This is a genomic window from Vibrio zhanjiangensis (assembly GCF_030161235.1).
Lineage (GTDB): Bacteria > Pseudomonadota > Gammaproteobacteria > Enterobacterales > Vibrionaceae > Vibrio > Vibrio zhanjiangensis.
Map to the genome: position 1 here is coordinate 17,376 of NZ_BSPW01000063.1, position 13,385 is coordinate 30,760.

14 protein-coding genes are annotated in these 13,385 nt (G+C 41.5%); 12 read left to right on the forward strand and 2 right to left on the reverse strand.

Annotated features, from left to right (window positions below; all coding sequences use genetic code 11):
* Positions 1 to 7: 7 nt before the first annotated feature.
* The 8 genes from QQK21_RS14490 (at position 8) to QQK21_RS14525 (ending at position 8,017) form a co-directional block, all read left to right on the forward strand.
* Complete coding sequence (locus QQK21_RS14490) at positions 8 to 1,234, forward strand: EAL and HDOD domain-containing protein (RefSeq protein ID WP_284192899.1); 1,227 nt, start codon at positions 8 to 10, stop codon at positions 1,232 to 1,234.
* Positions 1,235 to 1,339: 105 nt separating this feature from the next.
* Positions 1,340 to 1,687 carry a metalloregulator ArsR/SmtB family transcription factor gene (locus QQK21_RS14495; RefSeq protein ID WP_284192900.1) on the forward strand — a complete coding sequence of 116 codons (348 nt, stop codon included), beginning with the start codon at positions 1,340 to 1,342 and terminating at the stop codon, positions 1,685 to 1,687.
* 19 nt (positions 1,688 to 1,706) lie between these two features.
* Positions 1,707 to 2,708 carry an ArsJ-associated glyceraldehyde-3-phosphate dehydrogenase gene (locus QQK21_RS14500; protein WP_284192912.1) on the forward strand — a complete coding sequence of 334 codons (1,002 nt, stop codon included), beginning with the start codon at positions 1,707 to 1,709 and terminating at the stop codon, positions 2,706 to 2,708.
* Between the two features lie 28 nt (positions 2,709 to 2,736).
* The gene (gene arsJ / locus QQK21_RS14505) at positions 2,737 to 3,954 is read left to right on the forward strand and encodes an organoarsenical effux MFS transporter ArsJ (protein ID WP_284192901.1); all 1,218 of its coding nucleotides are present in this window, start codon (positions 2,737 to 2,739) and stop codon (positions 3,952 to 3,954) included.
* A 103-nt stretch (positions 3,955 to 4,057) separates the two neighbouring features.
* Entirely contained in the window at positions 4,058 to 5,032 is a 975-nt protein-coding gene (locus QQK21_RS14510) for an amidohydrolase family protein (protein WP_284192902.1), read from the forward strand.
* A gap of 351 nt (positions 5,033 to 5,383) precedes the next feature.
* The gene (locus tag QQK21_RS14515) at positions 5,384 to 5,761 is read left to right on the forward strand and encodes a DUF4145 domain-containing protein (RefSeq protein ID WP_284192903.1); all 378 of its coding nucleotides are present in this window, start codon (positions 5,384 to 5,386) and stop codon (positions 5,759 to 5,761) included.
* Positions 5,762 to 6,639: 878 nt separating this feature from the next.
* A complete protein-coding gene (locus tag QQK21_RS14520) occupies positions 6,640 to 7,263 on the forward strand; it encodes a lysoplasmalogenase (protein WP_284192904.1) in 624 nt (207 codons plus the stop codon).
* 169 nt (positions 7,264 to 7,432) lie between these two features.
* The gene (locus QQK21_RS14525; protein ID WP_284192905.1) at positions 7,433 to 8,017 is read left to right on the forward strand and encodes a YhgN family NAAT transporter; all 585 of its coding nucleotides are present in this window, start codon (positions 7,433 to 7,435) and stop codon (positions 8,015 to 8,017) included.
* Positions 8,018 to 8,066: 49 nt separating this feature from the next.
* Here the strand turns inward: QQK21_RS14525 and QQK21_RS14530 are convergent, their stop codons facing one another.
* Together QQK21_RS14530 and rsmD are read right to left on the reverse strand one after the other, a co-directional pair.
* The gene (locus tag QQK21_RS14530) at positions 8,067 to 8,333 is read right to left on the reverse strand and encodes a DUF1145 domain-containing protein (RefSeq protein ID WP_284192906.1); all 267 of its coding nucleotides are present in this window, start codon (positions 8,331 to 8,333) and stop codon (positions 8,067 to 8,069) included.
* The gene (gene rsmD / locus QQK21_RS14535; protein WP_284192907.1) at positions 8,330 to 8,944 is read right to left on the reverse strand and encodes a 16S rRNA (guanine(966)-N(2))-methyltransferase RsmD; all 615 of its coding nucleotides are present in this window, start codon (positions 8,942 to 8,944) and stop codon (positions 8,330 to 8,332) included. Before rsmD ends, QQK21_RS14530 begins: the two co-directional genes overlap by 4 nt.
* 208 nt (positions 8,945 to 9,152) lie before the next feature.
* Here rsmD and ftsY point away from each other — a divergent pair, with 208 nt between their 5' ends.
* From ftsY to rpoH, 4 genes are all read left to right on the forward strand, one after another.
* Positions 9,153 to 10,298 carry a signal recognition particle-docking protein FtsY gene (gene ftsY, locus QQK21_RS14540; protein ID WP_284192908.1) on the forward strand — a complete coding sequence of 382 codons (1,146 nt, stop codon included), beginning with the start codon at positions 9,153 to 9,155 and terminating at the stop codon, positions 10,296 to 10,298.
* A 21-nt stretch (positions 10,299 to 10,319) separates the two neighbouring features.
* Positions 10,320 to 10,991, forward strand: a complete 672-nt coding sequence (gene ftsE / locus QQK21_RS14545) for a cell division ATP-binding protein FtsE (RefSeq protein ID WP_284192909.1) — start codon at positions 10,320 to 10,322, stop codon at positions 10,989 to 10,991.
* On the forward strand, positions 10,984 to 11,949 hold the full coding sequence (gene ftsX / locus QQK21_RS14550; RefSeq protein ID WP_284192910.1) for a permease-like cell division protein FtsX: 966 nt from the start codon (positions 10,984 to 10,986) through the stop codon (positions 11,947 to 11,949). The genes ftsE and ftsX overlap by 8 nt, the downstream gene beginning before the upstream one ends.
* Positions 11,950 to 12,111: 162 nt before the next feature.
* Positions 12,112 to 12,969, forward strand: coding sequence for an RNA polymerase sigma factor RpoH (gene rpoH / locus QQK21_RS14555; protein ID WP_284192911.1), 858 nt, complete (start codon positions 12,112 to 12,114; stop codon positions 12,967 to 12,969).
* Positions 12,970 to 13,385 lie beyond the last annotated feature (416 nt).

A 13,385-nucleotide genomic window follows, 5' to 3' on the forward strand; every position in this document is an offset into this window, starting at 1 on the left:
GTAGTTTATGCGTGATACTTATGTGGCGCGTCAGCCTATTTTTAATGTCAAACGACAAACCCTCGGATATGAGCTGCTGTTTCGTGATGGAGAGCAAAATGCTTATCCTGCTCACATAGAGTCCAACCGAGCCACGTATCGGTTAATTGTTGAGAATTTTTTGTCGCTTGGTGTCAATCCTGCTCTAGTTCAGTCACGAAGCTTTATCAATTTTCCCCATAAAAGCCTACTCAGGCGTCTGCCTCTGACTTTGCCTAGAGACAAGGTCGTCATCGAGGTGCTGGAAACTTGTCATCCCAATGATGAATTGTATGAAGCGATTAAAGAAATCAGTCGTGCGGGCTACATTATTGCTTTAGATGACTTTGTGTATAGTCAAGAATGGGAACGTTTCTTACCTTTTGTTCAGATCATCAAGCTCGATATTATGGCTATGGGCCTAGAAAAAGCCTGTGAATTTGTCAGACAGCACAAGTCTCGTGGTAGTCGACGTAAGTTTCTCGCTGAGCGGGTTGAAACTGAGCACGATTTTGTCACTACTCGCTCTGCAGGGTTTACTTTCTTCCAAGGCTACTTTTTTAGTAAGCCAGAGATGATCAAACAGCGCTATGTGAGCCCTGAACAGATTATTGCCATGGAATTGTTGCGTGAAGTTTGTCGATCGGATGTCGATTTTCAAAAGGTTGAAGCAATCTTGGCCAAAGATGTTGCCTTGTCTTACCAACTATTGCGCTTTGTGAATACCATGTCAGAAAGGCTGGAAGTGACGATATCTTCGTTTCGCCAAGCTTTGGTGTATCTTGGAGAAGATAAAGTGAGAATTTTTGTTTCTCTAGCGGTGGCTTCTTTTATTTCAGTTAAAAAACCTAAAGAACTTTATAACTTATCTCTTCAACGTGCCCAGTTCTGTCAATTAATGGCTCGCGACAATCCATTTAATCAATATCAAGAGCAAGCATTTCTGATAGGTCTGTTCTCGACATTAGACGCGCTATTTGATCTTTCTTTAGAGGAGTTGGTTAGGCAGTTACCGCTTAATCAAACGATAGAGGAGGCTTTGTTAGAGCGGCAAGGACCTTATGGTATCCTGCTCAATTTAGAAGAGTGCTACGAAAAAGCCGATTGGCTGGGTATGCAGGAAGCGTGTCATCAACTCAATTTGTCTGTTGATGAAGTCATGCCTCGAATATCAGAAGCACAACGCTGGAGCCAAGATATCCACCGGTTCGTTTGAACACTCAAACATGACGCCATGAATTTTTTATGACAATGTCAATATTCTATTGATTTTTCCTTTCTTGCGAATAAAGATATATGCATATCCAGATAAGGTTATATCATGTTGCCACATCAGTTTTTTAAATTGCTCTCAGATGAAACGAGGGTACGTTGCGTGTTGTTGATTGAGCGTGAGAAGTGTTTATCTGTCGGTGAGTTAACCGAGGCTTTGCAGGAAAGTCAGCCAAAAATCTCTCGCCACCTTGCTCAGCTTAGATCAAGTGGAATGTTAGTCGATATTCGTCAAGGGCAGTGGGTTTTTTATCGACTTAGTAAAGAGCTGCCAGGTTGGATGAAAAAATTGATCGATAATCTTGTTGATTCTGAGTGTTTGACCAAGCTGTATCAGCAAGATGTAGAGAGACTCCACGCCATTTCTGAGCGGCCAGTGTGCTGTCAGGATGTTTGAATTTTTAGGGAGAAAAATGATGACTTTAAAAGTTGGAATCAATGGCTTTGGTCGTATTGGACGGCTTGCTTTGCGTGCGGCATTTGATTGGAAAGATATCGAGTTCGTTCTAATAAATGATGTCGCGGGTGACGCACAGACGTTAGCCCACTTATTAGAGTTCGACTCAGTGCAAGGGCGTTGGCATCATGAGGTGAAAGCTGAAGATGGCCATCTCTGCATTCAAGGGAAAAGCATCCAAACTAAGCAAGAGAAAGATATTGATACGATTGACTGGTCTGGTTGTGATGTTGTGATTGAATCGACAGGTAAACATCGTAAGACCTCTTTGCTTGAGAAGTATCTCACTCAGGGTGTGAAACGTGTTGTGGTATCGGCACCTGTAAAGGAAGAAGGCGTTGCCAATATTGTGGTTGGTGTTAACGATCATATTTTCGACCCTGAAAAGCACCGAATTGTGACTGCTGCATCATGCACAACCAATTGTATTGCTCCAATTGTGAAAATTATCCATGAGAAGTTGGGTATTGAGAAGTCGTCATTTACGACCATTCATGATTTGACGAACACTCAGACTATCCTTGATGCGCCGCATAAAGATTTGCGTCGTGCAAGAGCTTGTGGCATGAGCTTGATTCCAACGACTACAGGTAGTGCTACAGCCATTATTGAAATATTCCCAGATTTAAAAGACAAGATTAATGGCCACGCAGTTCGGGTTCCATTAGCCAACGCTTCGTTGACTGACATCATTTTTGAGGTCAAACGAGATACCACGTCAGAGGAAGTGAACCAACTGCTTAAAGAGGCATCAGAAGGGGAACTTCAAGGTATCCTTGGCTTTGAGGAACGTCCACTTGTATCCATTGATTATAAGGGCGATCAGCGCTCAACCATAGTGGATGCTCTATCAACTATGGTGGTTGGTGAGCGGATGGTGAAAATCTATGCCTGGTATGATAACGAAATGGGTTATGCAACTCGTACTGCCGAATTAGTGCGTCAAGTCGGTTATGCCTAACTAGAGAAAATTAGATGAGGTATCGTGTATGATCGCAAACTTGGCCCCAAATGTACGCCAGTATATCTTAGTGACATTCAACTATTGGAATTTCACCATTACTGATGGCGCATTGAGAATGCTAGTGGTTTTGTATTTCCACGATTTGGGGTACAGCACACTAGAAATCGCCTCTCTGTTTTTGTTTTATGAGTTTTTTGGTGTGGTGACCAACCTAGTCGGTGGCTTTTTAGGGGCTAGGCTTGGGTTAAATAAAACCATGAACCTTGGACTACTGATGCAAATTATCGCTTTAGCTATGCTGGCTGTTCCTACGGCATGGCTAACCATCCCCTTTGTCATGCTGGCACAAGCTTTATCCGGCATTGCCAAAGATCTCAATAAAATGAGCGCCAAAAGCTCTATCAAGTCTTTAGTCCCTGACCAGCAACAAGGGGTTTTGTATAAATGGGTCGCGATTCTTACTGGGTCTAAAAACGCATTGAAAGGAATAGGTTTTTTTATTGGTGGATTACTACTGTCTTTAGTTGGATTTAAATACGCGGTTGTTTTGATGGCAAGCATATTAGCTCTAGTTCTTTTGGGCAGCTTGTATGGTTTGGAAAGTGATTTAGGTAAGGCGAAAAACAAGCCAAAGTTTCATGAGATGCTTTCTAAGTCACGTTCGATTAATATTTTATCTGCCGCTCGGATGTTTTTGTTTGGTGCACGGGATGTTTGGTTTGTGGTTGCCTTACCTGTTTATCTAGGGAGCGTCTTTGGCTGGGATCATTTGTGGGTCGGCGGCTTCTTAGCCTCTTGGGTGATTGCTTACGGCGTTGTTCAGGGAATTGCACCAAAACTGACAGGTAGAGTTCAAGGTGGTGCTCCGGACGGTTCTTCGGCGTTATTCTGGGCTGGCTTGCTCGCGGTGATCACTGCGGGTATCGCATACGGCGTTCAAATTGGGTGGCAGCCGGAGCTCGTGATTATCTTGGGGTTGCTCATGTTTGGCGCAGTGTTTGCAGTCAATTCATCTTTACATTCTTACCTTATTGTGAATTACGCCAGAGGTGATGGCGTGTCTCTGGATGTGGGTTTTTACTATATGGCCAATGCGATGGGGCGCTTAATGGGTACGGTGCTTTCTGGCTGGGTATTTCAAATAGCGGGGCTTGCTGCTTGTTTGTGGGTCTCTTTCGCTTTTATTCTTCTAACTACGTTAATATCTATTCAGTTACCGAGCAGGCGTCATCAAGCAGCATAAACAATCATGGTTTTTATGACAGAAAGCTGACTGAGGTTGCATTTTGGTCGGCTTTTTTGTTGTTATATTTTTCTGATGGTTAAAGACCGATGAAGAGGTGAAAATGAAAAGGCGATGGGTGTTATGTTTGATGTGGTTTTCTGTGCCTCTAGTCTATGGGTATGAAGGTGGTTATAACGATGCAGAAGTGCACTTTGTCGATTATTTTCAACGAACTGATGGCATCAAATATTTAGTACACAATATGGACAAAAGCCATATTGATTATGCTTTTTTAATGGGGTTGCCGGTTATAAAAAAATGGAGTGCTCCCGATCCTGAGCCACCTAGATATATGCAAGGCGATGATTCACCTGTTTATTATTACTCCCGTACTGATGAGCTTTTATATCGTGCATTGAACACATCACCATATAAAGATCGATTCTTTCCTTTCATTACAGGGTTTAACCCCACGGATATGTTCGCTGCTGAACAAATAGAGCAAATATTCGACGACAACCCCGGCTTTTGGAAGGGGATTGGAGAGGTCTTAACACGGCATGACAGTTTGTCAGCTCTGACATTAGGTGAACAGGCACGGGCTAATCATCCTGCTTTAATGAAGGTTTATAAGGTAGCAGCCAAACATCATTTACCAGTAGTATTGCACAGTGACATTACTTCTGAACGTGAAAAAAAGCCGTTGTACAAACATGAGTTGGTGGAAGCTCTCGAGAAGAACCCCAAAACGCGCTTTATATGGGCTCATGCAGGAACAAGTGCGACATTGCTTAAGTCTCAAGAATTATCTTTTCTTATTGATGAGGTCGCTCAGCTTTTGGAAGATCATGATAACCTTTACATACTGGCATCTTGGACATTGCGTGACGTTATCCTAAGCACTCCTCAATCCAAACAAGAGTGGCTAGAACTTATTGTCAAATATCCGCATCGCTTTATGATGGGATCTGACGTGGTGGGTCGATTCAGACATACTGGTAAAGTGCTGTCTGGTTGGGATGAAATCTTGGATGCTCTACCACCTGAAGTGGCAGAAAATATGGCAAAGAACAATATGCTGAAGATGGTTAAGTAATAAACTCTACCTTGTTAGCCAAGATGAGGGTGAAATAATGGTAGTGGTATTGTTCCTTTTTAGCTAAATGGAATAAAACTAGCTTAGCCTAATTCTAATTAGATACTAAGTTTGAACCTCTCTAGAGACAGAACTGACCTAAGTTTCGTCTTTGTAGCATTCTTCGAGATATATCACACGTTGGTCAGTTATTTTTCAGTATTCTGATATAGCTAGTCTTTGATTCCTCTACATTAGTTATGAAAAGAGGAAATAACGCAGTTTGATAAGGAAAGAATTCGTGGTGGTTATTGATGCTGTGGGTTGGAAGCTAATTTTATGTGTTAGCTGTAGTAGCGAAGGAGAAAAGTTATGTCTGATATCGAAACAGTAGTGACACGGACACGGAAAATTGAAACGCTACTTCGCACACAGTATCACGCTGAAGGTAAGGGGTTACACCAACTGGTTACCAGTTGTGAGGAGCGTTTACCCCACGATGTGATTGGTAAGCTGCGCTATATCGCCACTATTCGGAATAAAATCGTACATGAAGAAGATTACCAACTTGAAAACAGTAGAGATTTTATTACCACGTGCAATGAATGCGAAAAGGAATTGACGCCAAGAAGTAGCCGCTTTATCTGGAGAGCGGCGATTACCCTTATGACTTTGATAACTTTGGCCGCATTATTTTTCTATTATGAAAATTGGGATACTTTATCTAAGCATATCTATCTAAAGTCTTAAAATGGTAACTTTATCACTGATGGCATAATTTGATATTTTGTTGAATAAATAGCCCATGACTGATTGTTAATTCGCCACAAAACAAAAAGGGACGCTTAAGCGTCCCTTTTTGTTTATTTTGTCTGACTTAGTACATCATTGGCAGTGTCATTAGGCCAACAACAACTGCGATCATTACAAGTCCTTGTTTTTGTGAAGAAGTAATCATAACCCTGCTCCTGTTTGTTGATGTTTTAATCTATAAAAATAAGAATAGCAGTATTTCTGTATGTTGATCAAGTTTTATTTTTGTAAAGCTTAAAAATAAAAGCTTTAAAGCATATATATGGTAAAATATTGCAACTTTTAAGTGGTTTTTATGTTGCGCTTTCTCAGTTTGAATTTTATTTTTATTTTAAATTCGTTTTTTATATTATTGATTTTTAAGTAAAATTTATCAATTCTCAACTCTGGTTTTTTTTTGTTCTTTTGTTTTTTTAGTTTTGATTGCTAGTCTGGTGTCAAGCTTAAGTAAAATCATGATTAGCAATTTTTTTACCTAACGAAAATGTAAAATTAATGAGATGGATTGATTGTTGGAAGCCAGGAACGTATTTTATATCCATTTTGTGTGATTTTTAACCTGCTAATGTGTTTTTAACTGATTGATTTTATGGCTATTTAATTCTATATTTTGTTTTTCTGGGTTTTGTTTTGTGATTTCTTTAGGTAGTGGGTTATCTTGTGGTTAAAAACCTAAAAGAATGACTTTTTCTCTTGACCACCACCTGGGGTTCAAGGGTTACTAAGCCTAATCGAGATCGAACTTTTACCTTTCATTTCTGGACTTCTTCTAATGGCTGCCTACACTGGCGAGTCAGTTTAGAATAGGGGGAAGCATGTGGAGCTGGCTTTCAGTCGCATTATCTGAGTTTATTAGCGTCAGCGCTAACGAACGTGGTCAATACCAGCAAGCAACGGTGTTTAACACGCTCTCTCTTGTTATGTTAATGCTCATACTATGGACGCAGTCTAGGGTTGATAATGTATCTATATGGTTGGCGACGTTTGGTATAGTAATTTCTATTTTTGCCGACGCTTTATATATATACAAGCAAAAGAAAAAGCTGTGTTTTTCTGCGTTTATCCTTGCTCAACTCTGTTACAGTGCCGCCTATTGGTTGATGCTTTCCGGTGGTATTGTATGGTGGTTGCCTGCGATGCTGCTTGCCATTGGCGTGGTGGTATTCTTTCTTATGCTGCCAAAAATTGATCGTGTCATTTTTCCTGTGGTTATCATGGGAATGGTGCTATTTCAATTTAACTGGGCGGCAGGGGAAATATGGCTAATGGCTGATACAACGGCTAGCATGATAGGCTTTTTGGGTACGTTGACATTAACATGCTCTGCAGCACTGCTGGCTATCCATGATTACAAACACCCTTTTGCTTGTGGTCGTTATTTGATATCAGGCAGCTATCTACTTGCCCATTCTTTCATTGTTGCCTCTCTCATAATATAAAAAATCAGTTGTCTATTTCTAGAATGCTCACGAAAGTTGTACGATTAGCCCTCTAACTCTTATAAATGGGTCATATTTGCCATTAATGGCATAGGTGACCCACTTGCAATACTAAATTGGTCAGGCTAAATATAGCCGCTGCAATCATTTTGCCTGTGGAGGCTAATTCATGGAGATCCTTTCTGCTGCGACCATGTTATTTCTTATCATGGACCCGCTTGGTAATCTTCCTATCGTTTTATCGATTTTGAAACATTTAGACCCAAAGCGTCGGAGTAAGGTTCTGGTTCGAGAGCTCATCTTTGCACTGATTATATTGATGCTATTCCTATTTGCAGGTAAGACCATTTTGGGCTTTCTTCATGTCCAGCCTGAGACCTTGAGTATCTCAGGTGGAATCATCTTATTTATTATCGCCATTAAAATGATTTTCCCTAGTGCAGGGAGCATTACCGGACTTGCTGCTGGTGAAGAGCCTTTTATTGTGCCGATGGCAATCCCTATGATTGCGGGGCCATCTGTTATTGCAGCTTTACTGCTATTATCAACCCAGCACCCTGATAAACTCTTGGAGTTGTCAGCTGCGGTGATGTTAGCTTGGGGAGCCACATTTTTTATTTTGATGTTTTACGGATTCTTTCACCGAATTTTGGGAGAGCGCGGCCTTAAAGCCATTGAGCGTTTGATGGGACTTATGCTGGTGATGATCTCAACACAGATGTTCCTAAACGGAGTAAAAAGCTACTTGAATTGATCTCCATCCAGCACCGCCTCTTATACGAAATGACGGTGCTGCTTCTTGCCTACATCATGTGTTTGCGACGAATATCGAGTAGTGCAAATACACCAAATAGTAAAATGGACCATTTTTCCCAGCGACTCATTTCAATCTTGTCCCCAAAGGCACCAATAAAAATGGCAGATTGCAGGCCATGCATCATGAACAAAAAGGCCGTTAAAATATATAAAGCTATCGCCGCTTTACCGGGAAATGGCATAAAAATATTCAGCAGTAGGATCAGCCATACAAATCCAATCGCAGCTTTGGCAAGTATCAGTAGTGCTTTCATTGTGTTCTCTTTTCTTCGTCTACTCTTGTAAAAAGTCGATAACTCACTTGGCCTGCATGTTTTTCTCGGTGCAAATGCCAATGACTAGGAATACCTTCTAGAGTGAGCTCTTTTTCTGTTTCAATGTAAATCATGGCATCATCTGCCAGCCAACCATTTTCTTCAAGGAGAATAACGGTTTGCTTTAGAAGGTTTTTATGAAATGGTGGGTCAATAAACACGATATGGTGAGGCGTCCCTGTTTGTTGCAAATAGCTTAACGCATCACTCTGGATGGCTTTAAGATTCGTTGCCTTTAACGAGGCGATATTTTTGTTTAATTGCGCAAATGTACTTGGATTGAGTTCGATCAAGGTGACTTCTTTTGCCTGTCGCGAGGCCGCTTCAAAGCCGAGCGAACCTGAGCCAGCATATAAATCAAGGCATCTTGCCTGTGGTATATCTTGTGCCAGCCAGTTGAAGAGCGTTTCTTTTACGCGGTCAGTGGTTGGGCGTAGCCCTTCGGCATCATGAACAGGTAATTTCCGCCCTCTCCATAGCCCGCTGATGATCCGAACAAATCCCGGAGAAGACTTTTTTTGTGATGTGTTTTGCTGGCGACGTTGTACCATAGATTTTTTGACCGCTAATAAAGTGATACTATACCCAGTCGCTCAGTGAGTTCGACCTGAGTAAAGCCCAAATTTGTTGATGACAAAGTGTATACCATCACCCTTGTGCTGAAAACTTTTCACTTTGTTGTCATTTCTCTTTTCGTAATCGGGACAATACCCGATGAAAAGTGTCAGAGTAAATTAAGACAATCTAGGATATCCCCAGATGACGGAAAAAAAGAAACGCGGATTACTTTCTTGGCTTGGTTTTGGTGAGGAAGAACAAGCTAGCCAAACGGCCCAAGGGCCTAAAACACCTGCTGTTGAGGCCGAATCGGTTGAAACTGAAGAGATCAAGATTGAAGCGCTTAAGCAAGACAGTCCGTGTCCAGCTGAAGCCGTTCCTGAAGTTGTACATGAAAATAAAGTGGCTGAGCAACAAAAGCCCACAGAAAGTTTTTTTGTTCGCTTAAAACGTAGTTTGGCTCGAACGAAAGCGAACATTGGTGCTGGTTTTTTTGGTTTGTTTAAAGGGAAGCAAATTGATGATGAGCTTTTTGAAGAGCTTGAAGAGCAGTTATTGATCGCTGATGTTGGTATGGACACCACGTTAAAAATCATTGATAACTTAACTGAAAAAGCCTCTCGCCAAGAGCTTAAAGATGGTGAAGCTTTATATGGTCTGCTTAAAGAAGAGATGGCGGGCATTTTATCCAGTGTTGAAAAGCCTCTTAAGATTGATAGTGAAAAAGCGCCCTATGTGATTTTGATGGTCGGTGTCAATGGTGTGGGGAAAACGACCACTATTGGTAAACTCGCTAAGCAATTTCAGGCTCAAGGTAAGAAAGTCATGCTAGCGGCTGGTGATACGTTTCGTGCGGCAGCGGTGGAGCAACTTCAAGTATGGGGTGAGCGTAACCAAGTTCCAGTCGTTGCCCAGCATACTGGTGCTGACAGTGCTTCAGTCATTTATGATGCGATTGAATCTGCAAAAGCGAAAGGGTTTGATGTAGTTATTGCTGATACCGCAGGTCGTTTACAAAATAAAGCCAATTTAATGGAAGAGCTGCGCAAAATTGTGCGAGTGATGAAGAAGGTTGATCATTCTGCACCCCATGAAATTATGCTGACATTGGATGCGGGTACAGGTCAGAATGCGATCAGTCAAGCAAAGCTGTTTAGTGATGTGGCACCCTTGACGGGGATTACCTTAACTAAGCTAGATGGTACTGCAAAGGGAGGCGTGATCTTTGCGCTTGCTGATCAATTCCAAATTCCAATTCGCTATATTGGGGTTGGAGAAAATATCGATGACTTACGACCATTTGAGACTCAGGAGTTCATAGAAGCATTATTTAGCCGCGAAGACTAGGGTCAGTGAGAGGGATGATGAGTGATAAAGTTTAATCAAGTTAGTAAAGCGTATCGCGGTGGTAGACAAGCCTTACAGAAAGTGGATTTCTATTTGCGTCGTGGTGAAATGGCCTTTTTGGGAGGGCATTCTGGTGCGGGTAAAAGTACTTTACTTAAGCTGATCTGCGCGATAGAACGTCCAACCGATGGTAAAATTAGCTTTAATGATCACGATATCACTCGTATCCCAAGTAAAGATATCCCTTTTTTACGTCGTAATATAGGGATTGTCTTTCAAGATCATAGACTGCTAATGGACCGTTCCGTATTTGACAACGTGGCATTACCCATGCGTATTGAATCGATCTCTGAAAATGATATCAAGCGACGGGTTTGCGCTGCACTCGATAAAACAGGTTTGCTTGATAAAGCCAAATGTTTACCAAGCCAGCTATCTGGTGGTGAACAACAGCGAGTAGGTATTGCTCGCGCTGTGGTTAATCGTCCTACGCTGCTTTTAGCTGATGAGCCAACAGGTAATTTGGACCCAGATTTATCCAATCGTGTTGTAAAGCTATTTGAAGAGTTTAACCGTGCTGGTGTTACGATATTGCTTGCCACACATGATGCTGGGTTAGTCAATACTCGGCCACAATACCGCCATCTTGAATTGAATCAGGGCTTTCTTAGCGAGGTAGAAGACTATGCCTAACGTGCGTAATCGGCAAGCAGCGAAAGTTCGATCTCAAAATCATGTCAAACGTGATAGCTTTATTTCAACACATATTAAACAAGCTAAAGCCTCTTTTTCTCTTATCTGGTCTCGTCCTTTAGGGAATATTCTTACGTTAGCGGTGATTTCTATGGCTTTAGCCATGCCTTCGGCTTTGTACTTGTTTGGTAAAAATTTATCTGCCGCCTCAGTCAATGTTACTAGCCCATCCAAAGTGAGTGGTTATCTACGTGAGCAAACTCCTGAAGCGCGGATTATGGTACTAAAAGATAAATTGGAAACAATGCAACAGGTGGCTGAAGTAGAATATATTTCCCCGCAGCAGGGGCTTGATGATTTAAGCCAGTATTCTGGATTTGAGCAGGCTATTTCGTTGCTTGATGATTATGCGTTACCCGGTGTACTGATTGTGACACCGAATACAGAAGATAATGCAGTAATAAAGCAGTTGGCGGCTGATCTTGCCAAGGAAGAAGAAGTGACGGATGTCCGCTTAGATGAAGACTGGTTAACTCGCTTAGACGCAATAAAAAATCTTGTTTGTGGTATTGTCATTACACTGTCTTTGCTGATGTTGGGCTCGGTGTTTTTAATTGTTGGTAATACTCTTCGCTTCAATGTGCTTGCCAATAAAGAAGAAATTCAAACGATGAAGTTGATTGGTGCCACCAACAGTTTCATTTTGAGGCCGTACTTATACTCTGGAATGTGGTTTGGACTCCTAGGTGCTTTAAGCGCTTGGATTTTAACTGTTGTGATTACGTTTGTTCTTAATGCAAGAGTAGAAGAGTTAGCATCGTTATACGATAGTCAGTTTCAGCTCGTCGGTTTGAGTTGGGATGAGAGTTTGTTGCTTCTAATGCTCGGTGCTTTTCTTGGTTGTTTGGCAGCAAAAGTATCGGCTAAGCGTCACTTGAAAGAAATTGAACCTGTATGAAAAATGATTGTCTCAAAACTGAATAAAACATAATAAGCCTTTTACTTGTATCAATGGAAGGTTTATGCATAATATCTCTAGTATTGTTTGAATCTTGCTCATGCTAGGTTCAGAGTTAAATGAACAAAACCAAACCCAGATCCCGTATTAATGAGGAAATGAATGACTAACCAAACATATCCAATAGCTGTAGTTACGCAAGATAGTTTAGATAGTTATATCCGAACAGTGAACAGCTACCCGATGCTGAGTGCTGACGAGGAGCGTGAACTGGCAGAGCGTTTGCACTATGACGGCGAAATAGAGGCGGCAAAAGGCCTGATTCTTTCGCATTTACGTTTCGTTGTGCATGTAGCTCGAGGTTATTCTGGTTATGGCCTGCCCATGGCCGACTTAGTTCAGGAAGGAAACATTGGCCTGATGAAGGCGGTTAAGCGTTTCAATCCTGAAGTAGGAGTGCGCCTTGTCTCGTTTGCGGTCCATTGGATTAAGGCGGAAATTCATGAATACGTTTTGCGTAATTGGCGTATAGTTAAAATCGCAACCACTAAAGCACAACGTAAGCTTTTCTTTAATCTGCGTAAATCTAAAAAGCGTTTGGGGTGGTTCAATAACGGTGAAGTAGAAACCGTTGCCAGAGAACTTGGGGTTGAGCCTTCAGAGGTGAGAGAAATGGAATCTCGCTTGGCCGCCCAAGATGCCGCTTTCGAAATGCAAAATGACGATGATGACGCAGGTGTTTCGTATTCTGCACCTATGCTCTACCTTGAAGATAAAGCCTCTGATGTTGCAGACAATATCGAAGCTGCAAACTGGGAAGCGCATACGAATCATCGTCTTAGTTTGGCATTGTCGAGTCTTGATGAACGTAGCCAGCACATTGTTCGTTCTCGTTGGTTAGAAGACAATAAGTTGACGCTACAAGATTTAGCCGAAACTTACAATGTGTCTGCAGAACGCATTCGTCAGTTAGAAAAAAATGCCATGAAAAAGCTTAAGATTGCAGTTGGAGACTTCTAGTCAACAGTTGTCGTATTAGAAAATTAGCCGAGATCCTACGATCTCGGCTTTTTTATTTTTTGAGATCAATAACGCATCTTAAAGCGAAAGTTTTGGATCGAATTTTGCGTTACTTGCCTGTGGGTAACTCTGTGACAAATTTATTTGCTTTATGTAAAAAAGGCGGGTAAATAAAGGCGTCATAGTGGATTTTTGACTGGGGATATTTTATAGGATCTGCACAAAAAAGTAAGGATCATTACTATATGTTGTGGATCGATGACTGATTAGATACCTTATCAACGCAATCCACAAATTTATCCACAGGTGGTAAAGAAATGTCCAAAAGTGGATAACCCTATTGACACCATGTACTGTGATCACCAAGCGATTCTGTCGTACCTTAATTACCAAGCGACTTTGTCATTACGTTAACT

Excerpts from the sequence above, each read along its gene's own strand:
- QQK21_RS14510 (WP_284192902.1), top strand. The coding sequence starts at position 4,058 with ATGAAAAGGCGATGGGTGTTATGTTTGATGTGGTTTTCTGTGCCTCTA.
- ftsY (WP_284192908.1), top strand. The coding sequence starts at position 9,153 with ATGACGGAAAAAAAGAAACGCGGATTACTTTCTTGGCTTGGTTTTGGT.
- arsJ (WP_284192901.1), top strand. The coding sequence starts at position 2,737 with ATGATCGCAAACTTGGCCCCAAATGTACGCCAGTATATCTTAGTGACA.
- QQK21_RS14515 (WP_284192903.1), top strand. The coding sequence starts at position 5,384 with ATGTCTGATATCGAAACAGTAGTGACACGGACACGGAAAATTGAAACG.
- QQK21_RS14490 (WP_284192899.1), top strand. The coding sequence starts at position 8 with ATGCGTGATACTTATGTGGCGCGTCAGCCTATTTTTAATGTCAAACGA.
- QQK21_RS14520 (WP_284192904.1), top strand. The coding sequence starts at position 6,640 with ATGTGGAGCTGGCTTTCAGTCGCATTATCTGAGTTTATTAGCGTCAGC.
- QQK21_RS14495 (WP_284192900.1), top strand. The coding sequence starts at position 1,340 with ATGTTGCCACATCAGTTTTTTAAATTGCTCTCAGATGAAACGAGGGTA.
- QQK21_RS14530 (WP_284192906.1), bottom strand. The coding sequence starts at position 8,333 with ATGAAAGCACTACTGATACTTGCCAAAGCTGCGATTGGATTTGTATGG.
- rpoH (WP_284192911.1), top strand. The coding sequence starts at position 12,112 with ATGACTAACCAAACATATCCAATAGCTGTAGTTACGCAAGATAGTTTA.
- QQK21_RS14500 (WP_284192912.1), top strand. The coding sequence starts at position 1,707 with ATGACTTTAAAAGTTGGAATCAATGGCTTTGGTCGTATTGGACGGCTT.
- QQK21_RS14525 (WP_284192905.1), top strand. The coding sequence starts at position 7,433 with ATGGAGATCCTTTCTGCTGCGACCATGTTATTTCTTATCATGGACCCG.
- rsmD (WP_284192907.1), bottom strand. The coding sequence starts at position 8,944 with ATGGTACAACGTCGCCAGCAAAACACATCACAAAAAAAGTCTTCTCCG.
- ftsX (WP_284192910.1), top strand. The coding sequence starts at position 10,984 with ATGCCTAACGTGCGTAATCGGCAAGCAGCGAAAGTTCGATCTCAAAAT.